This is a genomic window from Streptomyces sp. NPDC046876, from assembly GCF_040645035.1.
Classification (GTDB): domain Bacteria; phylum Actinomycetota; class Actinomycetes; order Streptomycetales; family Streptomycetaceae; genus Streptomyces.
The window spans coordinates 1-13,858 of sequence record NZ_JBEYXK010000140.1 but is presented as its reverse complement, the minus strand read 5'-3'; the positions used below and the strand labels follow the sequence as shown (position 1 = coordinate 13,858).

Annotated in this window: 11 protein-coding genes; 3 read left to right on the top strand and 8 right to left on the bottom strand. The window is 73.7% G+C overall.

Annotated elements, in window-relative coordinates:
• Window positions 1–90: 90 nt before the first annotated feature.
• From infA to mgt, 5 genes are all read right to left on the bottom strand, one after another.
• Window positions 91–315 (bottom strand): translation initiation factor IF-1, encoded by a 225-nt coding sequence (gene infA, locus ABZ924_RS35710; protein WP_361919410.1) that lies wholly within the window; start codon window positions 313–315, stop codon window positions 91–93.
• A gap of 59 nt (window positions 316–374) precedes the next feature.
• Window positions 375–1,139 carry a GNAT family N-acetyltransferase gene (locus ABZ924_RS35705; protein ID WP_361919408.1) on the bottom strand — a complete coding sequence of 255 codons (765 nt, stop codon included), beginning with the start codon at window positions 1,137–1,139 and terminating at the stop codon, window positions 375–377.
• Window positions 1,140–1,288: 149 nt separating this feature from the next.
• Window positions 1,289–2,329, bottom strand: coding sequence for a YncE family protein (locus ABZ924_RS35700; RefSeq protein ID WP_361919406.1), 1,041 nt, complete (start codon window positions 2,327–2,329; stop codon window positions 1,289–1,291).
• Window positions 2,330–2,402: 73 nt separating this feature from the next.
• Window positions 2,403–2,963 carry a DUF1697 domain-containing protein gene (locus tag ABZ924_RS35695; protein WP_361919404.1) on the bottom strand — a complete coding sequence of 187 codons (561 nt, stop codon included), beginning with the start codon at window positions 2,961–2,963 and terminating at the stop codon, window positions 2,403–2,405.
• Window positions 2,960–4,183 carry a macrolide-inactivating glycosyltransferase gene (gene mgt, locus ABZ924_RS35690; RefSeq protein ID WP_361919402.1) on the bottom strand — a complete coding sequence of 408 codons (1,224 nt, stop codon included), beginning with the start codon at window positions 4,181–4,183 and terminating at the stop codon, window positions 2,960–2,962. Before mgt ends, ABZ924_RS35695 begins: the two co-directional genes overlap by 4 nt.
• Window positions 4,184–4,268: 85 nt before the next feature.
• On the opposite strand from mgt, the gene ABZ924_RS35685 reads away from it, so the two are divergent.
• The gene (locus ABZ924_RS35685) at window positions 4,269–5,144 is read left to right on the top strand and encodes an aminoglycoside phosphotransferase family protein (protein WP_361919400.1); all 876 of its coding nucleotides are present in this window, start codon (window positions 4,269–4,271) and stop codon (window positions 5,142–5,144) included.
• A 38-nt stretch (window positions 5,145–5,182) separates the two neighbouring features.
• Here ABZ924_RS35685 and ABZ924_RS35680 read toward each other — a convergent pair whose 3' ends face one another.
• Together ABZ924_RS35680 and ABZ924_RS35675 are read right to left on the bottom strand one after the other, a co-directional pair.
• Entirely contained in the window at window positions 5,183–5,959 is a 777-nt protein-coding gene (locus ABZ924_RS35680) for an exonuclease domain-containing protein (protein WP_361919398.1), read from the bottom strand.
• A 60-nt stretch (window positions 5,960–6,019) separates the two neighbouring features.
• Complete coding sequence (locus ABZ924_RS35675; protein WP_361919396.1) at window positions 6,020–7,393, bottom strand: SAV2148 family HEPN domain-containing protein; 1,374 nt, start codon at window positions 7,391–7,393, stop codon at window positions 6,020–6,022.
• A 385-nt stretch (window positions 7,394–7,778) separates the two neighbouring features.
• On the opposite strand from ABZ924_RS35675, the gene glgX reads away from it, so the two are divergent.
• Window positions 7,779–9,893 carry a glycogen debranching protein GlgX gene (gene glgX, locus ABZ924_RS35670; protein ID WP_361919394.1) on the top strand — a complete coding sequence of 705 codons (2,115 nt, stop codon included), beginning with the start codon at window positions 7,779–7,781 and terminating at the stop codon, window positions 9,891–9,893.
• Here glgX and ABZ924_RS35665 read toward each other — a convergent pair.
• Window positions 9,878–11,302 carry an MFS transporter gene (locus tag ABZ924_RS35665; protein ID WP_361919392.1) on the bottom strand — a complete coding sequence of 475 codons (1,425 nt, stop codon included), beginning with the start codon at window positions 11,300–11,302 and terminating at the stop codon, window positions 9,878–9,880. The two genes, glgX and ABZ924_RS35665, sit on opposite strands and share 16 nt — an antisense overlap.
• Window positions 11,303–11,384: 82 nt before the next feature.
• Here ABZ924_RS35665 and treY point away from each other — a divergent pair, with 82 nt between their 5' ends.
• Window positions 11,385–13,718, top strand: coding sequence for a malto-oligosyltrehalose synthase (treY, locus tag ABZ924_RS35660; RefSeq protein ID WP_361919390.1), 2,334 nt, complete (start codon window positions 11,385–11,387; stop codon window positions 13,716–13,718).
• The last annotated feature ends 140 nt before the right edge of the window (window positions 13,719–13,858 follow it).

The window sequence follows — 13,858 nt, the reverse complement described above, 5'->3', positions numbered from 1 at the left end:
GCGCGGCGGGGTGAGGGGGGCCGGGCGGGGGCTCGGGCGGGCCCATGCGCTCGCGCGCCCGGGCGGGCCCGGGCGCACACGTCCCGCTGCTCAGGTCCGGTAGCGGTACAGGATCCGGCCGCGGGTCAGGTCATACGGGCTGACTTCGACGAGCACCCGGTCGAACGGGAGGATCCTGATGTGGTTCTTCCGGATCTTCCCGCTGATGTGGGCGAGTACGTGATGCCCGTTCCGGAGCTCCACCTTGAAGGTGGCGTTGCGCAGGCATTCGAGGACGGTGCCCTCGATTTCCAGGCCGTTCGCGTTTCTTGCCAATGTCTCTCGTTTCTCGATTCGGGGATGTGGTGTGGGAGCGGTGGGCCGCCGGTGTGACGTCAGTTGCGCACCAGTTCCACGTTGCTGCCGGTGCGCCGGGCGCCGATGCGCTCGAGCAGTGCGATCGCGGCGGTGTTGGATTCGTCCGCCTCGGCCCAGGCCGAGGCGGTCCCCGCGCGGTGCAAGGAGTCCAGTGCGTGGGCCAGCAGCGCCCGCGCGATGCCCTGGCGGTGCTGGTCGGCCCGTACCGCGACCAGTCCGATGCGCGCCCGGCGGGGGACCGGCGCCACCCGGACCAGCCCCACGTACGCGCCGTCCCGGACCGCCACCGTGTACTTCGACGGGTCCGCCGAAGTCATCGCGGCGGGGCGGGGCACGACCTCGGCCGGCATGGTCCGCCAGCCGACGCCCGCCTCGACCTCCTCGCGGATCGCACGGTCCAGCTCGTGCAGCAAGCCTGCGTCCGCTTCAGCGCCGGGCAGGATCGTCACACCTTCTGGCACGTGCACCGCGTCGAGGCCGGTTTCGCGCGGGTCGGTGGACAGGACGTACTCCCCCTCCCGGCGCCCGAGGGTGAAGCCGGCCTGCTCCCAGCGGGACCTCAGGTCGAGGTCGGCCTCGCCGACCAGGGTGTGGAGGGGGGTCGGCAGGTCCGCGAGCATCGCGGCGGCGAGCCGGCCGAAGACCGCGTCCTGCCACACGTCGATGCTGACGAAGAGCCGCCCGTCGGGCCGCTGCGAGACATCGCCGTGGCCGACGATCCGACCGTCGTCCACGGCCTGCCACCGGGTCTCGGCCACCCGGCCGACCATCACGGAATTCATGGCTGTCGCCTTTCAGGAGTGCCTGGTTGCAGAGGCGCTCCCGACGACACCTGAGTCAGTCGCACACCGTGACGGAAGGAGGGAGCACCCACCTCGATACTGCGTTCATGGGTGTCACCTCCTCGCGTCCTGTCACGGTGCTCCGCACATTAGCAACCGGCGGCTTGCCGTCCCATCGGTTTTTTTCGGGGTGCCGCTGCCACACCGGTCGGGCCGTCGCCCACGGTCACTGTGTCCGCTACCCGGGCTGTCTGGGTGTCGATGACCGACAGGGTGTCCGAGTCGAAGTTGCTGACGTGGACCAGGGAGCCGTCCGGGCTGACGGCGAGGCCGTTGGGGCCTTCTCCCACGGCGACGGTTTCCGTGACGGCACGGCGGCGGGTACTGATCACGGACACGTCGTCGGACCCGATGTTGGCGACGAATACCCGGCGGCCGTCCGGTAGCACCCCGATTCCCGCCGGCTGGTCCCCGACCGGGATGCGGTCGGATTCCGTGCCGTCGTGAACGTCGACCACCGACACGTCGTCCGAGGTCAGGTTGGAGACGTACAGGCGACCGCCGTCGGGGGTGAGCACCAGGGCGGTCGGTCCGCTGCCGACGGGGATGGTGCCGGTGACCGTTCCCGTGGAGGTCCGGACCACCGAGACGGTGCCGGACGCGGCGTTGGCGACGTACAGGGTGCATCCGTCGGGTGCCACCGCCACGCCCAGCGGGGCATCACCCACCGCGATGGTGTCCGTCACGGCACGGGTGCGGGTGCTGATCACCGACACGTCGTCCGACCCGACGTTGGCGACGTAGACGTTCCGGTTGTCAGGGGACACCGTCACCCTGCTCGGTTCGTCCCCGACGGCGACGGTGGCGCTGACCGTCCTGGTACGGGCGTCGATCACCGATACGGTGTCCGCCGCGGAATTGGTGACGTAGACGAGGGAGCCGTCCGGGCTGACGGCCACACTGTCCGGTCCGTCCCCGACGGGAACGCTGTCCACGACCGTGCCGGTGTCGACGACCGACACCGTGTCCGCGTGGAGGTTGGCGACGTAGACGAGGGCATCGGGCCGCGGGGACGGCCGGGCTGCCGTCGTCCCGGCGGATGCGCCGGCCGGGTGTGCCGGCCCCGTCAGCGCCGCTGCCACACAGAGCACCGCGGCTGCTCGCCGCCCCATCTCCTGATTCCTCGTCATGGGGCCACGCTAGGGCTGCGGAGCGGCAGGCTGCGTGAGGCTCACGCTCAGCCTGACCGACCGTCACACTGCCTTACACCTGGTCCTGGGTCATCTCGACGAGCTTGACGACCGTGTTCCAGTTCCTCGTGGTGGCGTCGATGCCCTTGAGCACGGCCGGCTTGTACAGGGCCTCGGCCAGCTTGGAGCGGCCCAGACCGTCCGGCGCGTACAGGTAGAGGACCCGGTTCCCGATCCGGAACTCCTCCGGGAGGAAGGCGCCGGCATCGATCCGGGCGAAGCGCGAGGGGTCCGGCTGCTCGGACAGGAACGTCACGTGCAGCTGCCTTCCTTCCAGTTCCCCGGCCGGGAACGGGCAGGCCTCGACCACGGCGCGCAGCGAGGCGCCGTCGACCACCAGGCAGGCCACCGGAAACCCGAACCGGGTCTCGATGGCCTGCTCCAGCTGCCGCGCCAGGGCCTCGGTGCCGCGCTCCGCGGGGGCGCTGAAGACGGCGTTGCCGCTCTGCACGTAGGTCCGCACGTCGCCGTGGCCGAGCCCTTCGAGCAGCTCGCGCAGCTCGGCCATGGGCACCTTCTTCTTGCCGCCCACGTTGATCCCCCGCAGCAGGGCCGCATACATCGTGTCGCTCATGGCCGCACGATAGTGCGCGCCTGTGACAGTTCGGCCTCGATGAGGTCCGCGGCCCGGCGCGCACCGCCCTCGGCGGCCGTCTGCGCCCGGATCTCCCGGCACCTGCGCGCCACCTCGGGGTCGCCCACCAGCCCGAGCACGGCCTCCCGCAGGGTCGCGGCGTCGGCGCGGTCCATGGGTACGTGCCGGGCCACGCCGAGGCCCTCCAGCACGTCGGCGTTGCCGAACTGGTCGACGGCCTGCGGGACGGCCACCATGGGCGTGCCCGTGGCGAGCCCCTCCTGGCTGCCGCCGGCCCCGGCGTGCGTCACGAAGGCGTCCGCCTGCCGCAGCACGTCCAGCTGCGGCACCCACCGGTGCACCTCCACGTTCGCCGGGATCCGGCCCAGTTCCGCCGGCTCGGTGAACCGCCCGAACTGCAGCACGAGGTGCCATCCGGCCAGGTCCCCGAAGGCTTCGATGCAGGCCCGGTAGAACGCGGGCTGCTTGGTGAAGGTGGAGCCGAGCGAGACGAGCACCACCTTCTTCCCCTCCGCCCGTACGGGCCGCTGCCACGTCCCCTCCTCCTCCCGGCTTCCCTGGCAGGCCCCCACAAAGGTGTGGACGCGCTCGTCGACCCGGTCGGCATGCGGCTGCAGCACCCGCGGGATGAGCACGATGCTGCGCCGGGGCCGCCCGACGAACCGGTCGGCGTCCGTGTCCATGCCGTTCTCGGCGAGCCACGCCTCGAACCTCGCGTAGTACGCCCGCCCGCGCTCGGAGGCCCGCAGCCCGGCCCACATCGGCGCCGCCACCTCTTCCTCGTACCCGTCCCAGGCGACGAGGTTCGGCGAGAGCGACACGGCCGGCACGCCCCACCGGTGTGCCAGCACCGGCGCCGGGTAGGCCGTGATGTCGTGCAGCACCAGATCGGGCTCGTCGCCCTCGAACGCGGCCGCGAGCTGCGGCAGCGCCTGGACGGCGTCCGCGAGGAACGGCTCCACGTGGTCGATGAGTTCGGTGCCCCAGGCCTCGGGCTCGTCATCGGTGGGCAGGGTGGAGCTCCAGACCACCGGCGTGGCCCCCGTCGCGGCGACCTTCTCGGCGAAGGACTCGGGGACCGCGTAGCTGACGCGGTGGCCCCGGGCCACGAGCTCCCGGATCACCTCGAGGCTGGGATTCACGTGGCCGTGGGCGGCGATGGAGAACATGGCGATGTGGACGGGCTTCGCTGAAGTCATGTACGCGAACGTAACGAGACGAGACGTCTCGTTCAACCGATTAAGCGTGCAGGGCCCCGCACCGGCCGAATGCGAGACTGACGCCATGGACGAGGCACGAGCCAGGGCCGTACTGGCCACAGCGGGGCTGCCCCGCACACCCCACAGCACCCGGACCCCCGCCCCCGCCCTCCTCTCCCTGGGCGAGAACGCGGTGTTCGCCACCGCCGGGCTCGTCGTGAAGGTCGGCCGGGAGGCGGCGCTGCTGGAGCGGGCCGAGCGGGAACTCGCCGTGGCGGGCTGGCTGGAGCAGGCCGGGATCCCCGCGGTCCGGGCGGCCGAGCCGAAGCCGCGGCTGGTGGACGGCCACCCGGTGACGGTGTGGCACCGCCTCCCCGACGCGGTCCGTCCGGCGGGGCCCGAGGACCTGGCGGCGCTGCTGCGGCGGATCCACGCCCTGCCCGAACCGCCGTTCGCCCTGCCCGCCCGGGACCTGCTCGGCGGCGTCGAGCGCTGGCTGCGGCTGGCGGGGGAGGCGATCGACCCCGCGGACGCGGCGTACCTCCGCGCGCGCCGCGACGCGTACGCCGGCCAGGTGGCCGCCCTCACCCCGCACCTGCCCAGGGGCCCGATCCACGGCGACGCCCTGCCCCGCAACGTGCACGTCGGCCCCGACGGCCCGGTCCTGGTGGACCTCGAGACCGTCTCGTTCGACCTGCGCGAGCACGACCTGGTGGTGATGGCCCTCTCCCGCGACCGGTACGGCCTGCCCGCCGAGTCGTACGACGCCTTCGCCACCGCCTACGGCTGGGACGTGCGCGACTGGGAGGGCTGCTCCGTCCTGCGCGGCGCCCGCGAGACGGCGAGCTGCGCCTGGGTCGCCCAGCACGCACCGGCCAACCCCAAGGCCCTCGCCGAGTTCCGCCGCCGCGTCACCTCCCTCCGGGACGCGGACACGCAGCAGCGCTGGCACGCCTTCTGACGGCCGTTGACGCGAGGGGACTCGGCTCTGACTCGGCTCTACACCGCCGCCGCAGCCCCCGCCTCCAGCGCGCCCCGCAGCGGCCACGCCGGGTCGATCACCGCGTCCGGGGTGCCCTGGCGGCGGAGGTACGCCTGGAAGTCGCGGGCCCAGCGCTCGTGCCAGGCGGCCTGGCGGGTGTGCAGGGCGGCCGGGGTGAGGGCGGCCACCTGCGGGTGGCGGGCGGCTATCGCGCGCGCCACCTGGACCGCGGCGAGCGCATCGGCCCCCGCGTCGTGAGCGGCGTCGAGGGTGACCCCGTACACCCCGCACACCGCCTCCAGCGTCCGCTTGCCGCGCCGGTAGCGGTCCACGGCCCGGTCGATGGTCAGCGGGTCGACCACCGGCCCGGTCGGCGCCCCGCCGAGCCGGTCGGCGAGCGAGGGCAGCCCGTGGCGGGCGAGCTCGGCCGTCAGCAGGCTCAGGTCGAAGGCCGCGTTGTACGCGACGACGACGGCGCCCTGCTGCCACTGCCGGACCAGCACGTCCGCGACCTCGCCCGCGACCTCCCGCACCGGGCGGCCTTCGGCGACGGCCCGTTCCGTGCTGATGCCGTGGATGGCCGAGGCCTGCCGCGGGATCGGTATCCCCGGGTTCGCGAGCCAGATGCGCCGCTCGTGCACCTCGCCGCCCCGCACCCCGACCACGGCCGCGGTGACGATCCGCGACTCCCCCGGTTCCGTGCCGGTCGTCTCCAGATCGAACCCGACCAGCACGCCGCCGTGCCACTGCGCCTGCGAGTCCCCCGACGGCTCCGAGCCCCTCGACTCCCCCATCACGCATCCTCCCCCGTACTTCCGGTCAACGACTTTCAGCCTGCCACGGGCCACTGACAGTCACGACACCGGCCGGGAGTCCTGCCAGATCGATTCGAACTCCTCCCGATACGTAGGGAAAAGTCCGTTCTCGCCGTGGCCCGTGTCCCGCGCCGGGCTCCGCGTGCCCCCGCCGCGCAGCACCAGCACCGGCGCCTCCATGCCCCGTGCCCGCCGCAGGTACGACTGGACCACGCCGACGCCCGAGGTCTCCCCCTCCACCAGGTACGCCGTGAAGCGCGGGGTCTCGTCGAAGACGTGGATCTCGAACCGGGAGGGGTCCCGCAGCCCGGCCCTCACCCGCCGCACGTGCAGGATGTTCATCTCCACCGACCGGCTGAGCTCGCCCTTGCGCAGCCCGAGCTCCCGTTCGCGCCGCTTCACCGCGCTGCTCGCCGGGTTCAGGAACAGCAGCCGCACCCGGCAGCCCGCCTCCGTCAGCCGGACGAGTCTTCGGCCGGAGAAGTTCTGCACCAGCAGGTTCAGGCCTATGCCGATGGCGTCGAGCCGGCGGGCCCCGCCGAACAGGTCCTCGGCGGGCAGCTGCCGCTGGAGCCGCACCCGGTCGGGGTGGACGGAGACGACGTCCGCGTACCGGTCGCCGACGAGGTCCTCGACCGCGTCGATCGGCAGCCGGTCCGCCGACGGGGAGCCGGAGCCCCCGCCCAGCACCTCCAGCAGCCGGGCCGAGGCGCGCTCGGCCTGCTCCAGCACCGGCCGCGACAGCGCACGGTTGCGGGAGACGACGTTGCGGGTGACCTCCAGCTCGTCGAGGGCGAGCTCGATCTCCCGCCGGTCGTCGAAGTACGGCTCGAAACAGGGCCAGTGCTGGACCATGAGCTCGCGCAGCTGCGGCAGCGTCAGGAAGCTGAGCACGTTGTCGTCGGCCGGGTCGAGCAGGTAGCCCTTGCGCCGGCTGACCTCGCGCACGGCGACGGCCCGCTGCACCCATTCCTGCCCGGCGGGCCCTGCGGCGGCGACGACCCAGTCGTCCTCGCCGTGCACGGGCTCGTAGATCGGCCGCAGCACCGCCCCGACCACCGACCGCAGCCGCTGTTCGATCAGGTTCAGCCAGATGTACGCGCGGCCCGCGCGCTGGGCCCGGGTGCGGACCTCGCTCCACGCGTCCGCGCCCCAGTCCAGTTCGGCCCCGGCCCGCACGCCCCCGGCGGCCGGCGAAGCCGCCAGGGACACCGTCCCGGCCGGGGCGCCGCCCGGTACGCCCCCGGCGCCGCCCGGCACACCGCCCGGCGCACCACCCGGCAAGCCGCCGACCCCGCCCGGCACCCCTGCGGACCCGCCGGGCACCGAGCCCGCCGCGCCTCCCGGAGCGTCCGCCGGGCCACCCTCGTGACCGCTGTCACCAGGGGGCAGCTCCAGACCTCCCGAGCTCACCCGTGCACCGCCTTCTGCGTCTGGACGCCCGTCTCCAGTGATCACGGAAGGGTACTCCGAGCTCGGCGCCCGGTGCAGCCCGATGCGATCCCATGCAGCCCGACGAGCCGTACGCCGGTGGTCCGTTGACCCATTATCGGATGCCCGGACAGTCCGCTGACCCGCATATAGGCCCACGGGTCACCCGGCAGGAGCACCCCAAGTCCCCGCGTACCGCCCCACTTTCGGGGAAGATCCTGGCAGTGAGGCGATCCGACGCCGAATCAGCCCCACCCGTCGAACACATTGACGTATCGACACATCGCAACATCGCCACATCAGTTCATCGACAGCCCATCGGTTCATCGACGCATCAGCCCGACAGCGAAGGGAAGAGTAGTCCTCCATGCAGGTCTGGCCGGGACAGGCGTATCCGCTCGGAGCCACCTACGACGGCGCCGGCACCAATTTCGCGGTCTACTCGGAGGCGGCGCGGCGCATCGAGCTGTGCCTGCTGCACGACGACGGCTCGGAGACGGCGGTCGAGCTGCGCGAGACCGACGCCTTCGTCCGGCACGCCTACCTGCCCGGCGTCATGCCGGGCCAGCGCTACGGCTTCCGCGTCCACGGACCGTACGAGCCCGAGCGCGGCCGGCGCTGCAACGCGGCCAAGCTGCTGCTGGACCCGTACGCGCGTGCCATCGCCGGGAACATCGCCTGGGGAGAGGAGGTGTACGGCTACCACTTCGGCCGGCCCGACTCGCGCAACGACCTCGACTCCGCCCCGCACACGATGAGCTCGGTCGTGGTCAATCCGTACTTCGACTGGGCCAACGACCGGCCCCCGCGCCACGAGTACCACCGCACGGTGCTGTACGAGGCCCACGTCAAGGGGCTGACCATGCGCCATCCCGAGCTCCCGGAGGAGCTCCGCGGCACCTACGGGGCCCTGGCGCACCCCGCGGTCATCGGGCACCTCACCCGCCTCGGGGTGACGGCGCTGGAGCTGATGCCGGTGCACCAGTACGTGCACGACCACCGGCTGGTGAACGACGGGCTGACCAACTACTGGGGCTACAACACGATCGGCTACTTCGCCCCGCACAACGGCTACGCCTCCGGCGACCGCGGACAGCAGGTGCTGGAGTTCAAGTCGGCGGTCCGGGCCCTGCACGAGGCGGGGATCGAGGTGATCCTCGACGTGGTCTACAACCACACGGCCGAGGGCAACCACCTGGGCCCGACGCTGTCCTTCCGGGGGCTCGACAACGCCTCGTACTACCGGCTGGCGGACGACCCGCGGCACTACATGGACACCACCGGCACCGGGAACTCGCTGCTGATGCGCTCCCCGCACGTCCTGCAGCTCATCATGGACTCGCTGCGCTACTGGGTCACCGAGATGCACGTGGACGGCTTCCGCTTCGACCTGGCGGCCACGCTGGCCCGGCAGTTCCACGAGGTCGACCGGCTCTCCTCGTTCTTCGACCTCGTCCAGCAGGACCCGGTCGTCAGCCAGGTGAAGCTGATCGCCGAACCCTGGGACCTCGGCGAGGGCGGCTACCAGGTGGGGAACTTCCCGCCGCTGTGGACCGAGTGGAACGGCAAGTACCGCGACACCGTGCGCGACCTGTGGCGGGGGCAGCCGCGCACCCTCGCGGACTTCGCGGGCCGGCTGACCGGCTCCTCGGACCTCTACCAGGACGACGGCCGGCGGCCGCTCGCTTCCATCAACTTCATCACCTGCCACGACGGTTTCACCCTCCACGACCTCGTCTCGTACAACGAGAAGCACAACGAGGCCAACCGCGAGGGCAATCGGGACGGAGAGACCCACAACCGGTCCTGGAACTGCGGGGTCGAGGGCCCGACCGAGGATGCGGAGGTCCTCCGGCTGCGCGAGCGCCAGATGCGCAACTTCACCGCCACCCTGATGCTCTCGCAGGGCGTGCCGATGCTCAGCCACGGCGACGAGTTCGCCCGTACGCAGGGCGGCAACAACAACGCCTACTGCCAGGACAACGAACTGGCGTGGGTGCACTGGCCGGACCCGGGCAAACCGGCGCCCTCGCTGCTGGAGTTCACGCGGCGGATGGTGTGGCTGCGGCGCGACCACCCGGTCTTCCGCAGGCGCCGCTTCTTCCACGGGCGGCCGGTCGAGGGGACCCACGACGAGCTCTCCGACATCGCCTGGTTCACCCCGTACGGAGAGCCGATGCGCGCCCGTGACTGGCAGGCGCAGAACGCACGGGCGCTGACGGTGTTCCTCAACGGCGAGGCGATCAGCGAGCCGGGGCCGCGCGGGGAGCGGATCACCGACGACTCGTTCCTGCTGATGTTCAACGCGGACCCGGATCCGCAGGAGTTCACGATCCCGGCCGGGCACGGGGCCCAGTGGCGCCTCGTCGTGGACACGGCGCGTCCGGAGGTGCTGCCACCCGGCACCGGGCCGCAGTTCGCGGCCGGGGACCGGGTGGCGCTGACGGGGCGGTCGCTGGTGGTGCTTCAGCGCCCGGCGTAGCGGGTGTCGGGCGAAGCGGTCTGCTGCTTCGGGATGAAGGCCCGGGGCGCGGGGTCCGCCCCGGCTGCGGACGTGGACGTGGACGTGGACGTGGGCGCGGGGGCGGGGGCGGGGGTGGTGGTGTGGTGCGTACGGGCGGCCGGGACCCGCGTCACCAGCGCCAGGAGAAGGGCCGATGCGGCCGCCCCGACGGCGAGCGCGAAGGCCCCGGCGGGCCCGTACGCCTCGGCGAACCGCCCGGAGGCGGCGAGCGCGGTGGCCTGGCCGGCGACGAGCGAGCTGGCGGCGAAGGCCGTGGCCTCGGCGAGGCGGGCCGGTTCCACCGCCCGCTCGGTGAGGGCGAACGCGGTGATCAGGTGGGGCGCGTAGGCGGCGCCCAGCACGGTGACGACCGCGTACAGCGGGGCGAGGGTGTGCGTGAGGAGCAGGGGTACGGAGAGCACGAGCGCGGCGGCGGTGGCGGCCCTCCAGCGCAGCCGCAGCCCGATCCGGGCGGGCACCGCCCCGAGCGCGAGACCCACGGCGGCGCTGACGACACCCATGGCGGCGTAGACGATGCCCGCCTGGCCGGGTACGCCCAAACGAGCGGTGAGGGCGGCGATTCCGGCCTGGCAGGCACCGAACATGGCGCCCTGGAGGAAGAGGGAGCCCCGGACGGCGTACACGACGCGCGGGTGCCGTCCGCGGGTGCCGCGGCCCCCGCGGACGGCGGCCTGCACCGCCGGGGCGCCCGGGCCGGCAGCACCCGCTCCTGCGGCGCCCGACCCTGCGGCCCCCGCCCCGCTGCCCGCCGTCACGGCGGCCGTCGGGTGCAGGGCGAAGGCGGAGCCGAAGACGGCGACGAGGGCGGCGGCCAGGCCCAGCGCGAGCGCGGGGTGCGCGACGAGTGCGGCGAGGCCGACGAGGGCGGGACCGAAAACGAACGAGACCTCGTCGAGGGTTCCTTCGAGCGAGTGAACGGCGCCGACCACGCCCTCGCCGGCACCGGCGCGGTGGGCCAGGGCCACGGACCGGGTCCGCGCGAGGGGCCCGATCAGCGGGACGGAGGCGCCGGTGACGGCCCCGACCGCGGCGAGCAGCGGGGTCGGCAGGCCGCCGAGGGCGCCGGCGACGAGGGCCGCCGTGGCGACGGCGTTGACCGCGGCGGCGGCCAGGACCACGGGCCGCTGCCCTCGCCGGTCGGCGAGGCGGCCCAGCACCGGCCCGCAGAGGACCTGCCCGGCGGACAGGGTGCCGCCGACGATGCCCGCGGTGGCGAGCGAGCCGCTGGTCTCGGCCACCAGCAGCACGCTGCCGAACTGGGACATCGCGACGGGCAGTCGGGCGAGGAACGAGTAGAGCGGGAGTAGGGGCCCGGTCAGGGCGATGACGTGTCGATAGGTGCTGAAGGTGCTGACGGTTCCAACCACTCGATCAACGCTAACGCAGTGCAGTCACCCGGATGCATTGGGTCATGGCACGGAATCGGGCAAGGTGGGTACGTACGTTCTCATGAGCCGGCGTCATACACACTTCACAACGGAATCCGATGTTCTGACAGCTGTCACCCCCGCGACACCGAACACGCATCCCACCCCGACCCCCACCTCCACTCCGACCTCGACGTACCGCCTCCAGCTGGGCCCGGAGTTCCCGTTCGCCGCTGCCCAGCGGGCCGTGCCGCACCTGGCCCGGCTCGGCGTGTCGCACCTGCACCTCTCGCCCGTGCTCGAGGCGGTGCCCGGCTCGGCTCACGGGTACGACGTCACCGACCACACCCGGGTGCGGTCCGAGCTGGGCGGCGAGGCCGGACTGCGCTCGCTGGCCGCCGCCGCCCGGGCCCGCGGACTCGGGCTGGTGCTGGACATCGTGCCGAACCACATGGCGGTGCCGTCCCCGCTGCGGCTGAACCGGCCGCTGTGGGAGGTGCTGCGGGAGGGGCCGCACTCGCCGTACGCACGCTGGTTCGACATCGACTGGGAGGCGGGCGACGGCCGGCTGCTGCTGCCCGTGCTCGCCGAGCCGCCGGACCCGGCGGCGTGCAGGGTCGACGGGGACGTCCTGCACCTCGACGGGTGGGAGTTCCCGGTGCGCGCGGGCACGGCGGGGCTGGCGCTGCCGGATCTGCTGGCCGCGCAGTGGTACCGCCCGGCCTGGTGGCGCCAGGCCCGCACCGAGCTCAACTACCGGCGCTTCTTCACGATCGCACAGTTGATCGGGGTCCGGGTGGAGGACCCGGAGGTGTTCGCGGCCACGCACGCGAAGGTGCTGGAGCTGGTGCGGGACGGGGTGGCCGCCGGGCTGCGGATCGACCACGTCGACGGGCTCGCGGACCCCGAGGGGTACCTGCGGCGGCTGCGGGCGGCCGTGGGGGACGGCTGCTGGGTCGTGGTGGAGAAGATCCTGGCCCGGCAGGAGCGGCTGCCGGCGGGCTGGCCGGTGGCGGGTACCACCGGGTACGACGCGCTGCGGCAGGTGGACGGGGTGTTCACCGACCCGGCGGGCGCCGCCGAGCTGGCCCGCCGCTACCGGGAGTCCACGGGTCTGCCGGACAACTGGCGGCGCACGGCGCGGGCCTGCGCCGAGGAGGTGCTGACCGGCGATCTGGCCGCCGAGCTGGGCCGGCTGGAGCGGGCGGCCGGCCCGCGGCTCGCCCCGGCAGTGCGGGAGCTGCTGATCGCCTATCCGGTGTACCGGCCGTACCCCGGCGACGGCGGGCCGGACCCGCAGGCCGTGGCGGAGGCGGCCCGGCGGGCCGGTGCGGAGGCGGTGGCGGGCGTACGGGACCTGGTGCGCAGGGATCCGGCCTTCGCGGCGCGCTTCGCGCAGACCTCGGCGGCGCTGCGCGCGAAGGCGCTGGAGGACAGGGCCTTCTACCGGTACGCGCCGCTGCTGTCGGCCACGGAGGTGGGCGGGGACCCCGGGCATCCGGCGGTGGCACCGGACGCCTTCCACGCGTACTGCGCGGCCCTCGAACGCGACTGGCCGGCCACGGGCACGGTCCTCACCACGCACGACACGAAGCGCAGCGCGGACGTCCGGGCCCGCATCGCGGCGCTGTCGCAGGCGCCGGGGCTGATGGACGGGAGCGCGGGGGCAGCGGGACCGGACCCGCAGCTCGCCTGGGTGGCCCGGCAGACGGCGTTCGGGCTCGGGGACGTACCGGACCGGGGCGAGCGCATCGGGCAGGCCCTGCTCAAGGCGGTCCGGGAGGCGGGGCTGCGGACCAGCTGGACGGAGCAGGACGCGGAGTACGAGGCCGCGGTCGCGGGATACGTCCCGCCCTCGGGGGAGCTGCCGGCCGAGGTGGCGCAGGCGGCCCGGGCCAACGTCCTGGGGATGGCGCTGCTGCACCTGGCCATGCCGGGGGTCCCGGAGGTGTACCAGGGCGCGGAGACCGAGTACCGGGCCCTGGTGGACCCGGACAACCGCCGCCCGGCCCGCTTCCCGCAGGGGGACCTGGCCCGGCTGGACGCGGGGGCGGCCCCCTCGGGGCTGGCGCAGGAGAAGCTCGCCCTGACGGCGGCCCTGCTGCGGCTGCGCCGGGACCGGCCGCACCTGTTCCGCGGCTACACGGCCCTGGCGGCCCGGGGCCCCGCGGCCGCCCACTGCCTGGCGTTCGCCCGCCCGGGCGGCCTGGTGGCGGCGGCCACCCGCCTCTCGCTGCGCCTGACCCGGGCAGGCGGCTGGCGCGAAACCACCCTCCCCCTCCCCCCCGGCCGCTGGACCCCGCTCTTCCCCACCGAAACGCCGACCCACTACGAGGGCGAGGCCCGCCTGACGGACCTCCTGTCGGCATGGCCGGCAACCCTCCTGATCCACGAACCCAGCCCACGCGCCGTGTAACCACCCCGGGCGCACAACGCCCGGACTCCACCCCCCACCGAACCCCTCCCAGCCCCGCCCCCGGCGGGGGGCGGGCGGCGCGCCGCCCCGCCCCCCGCCGGCGCCCCGCCCCGGGGGCGCGCCCCCCCCCGGCCCCCCGC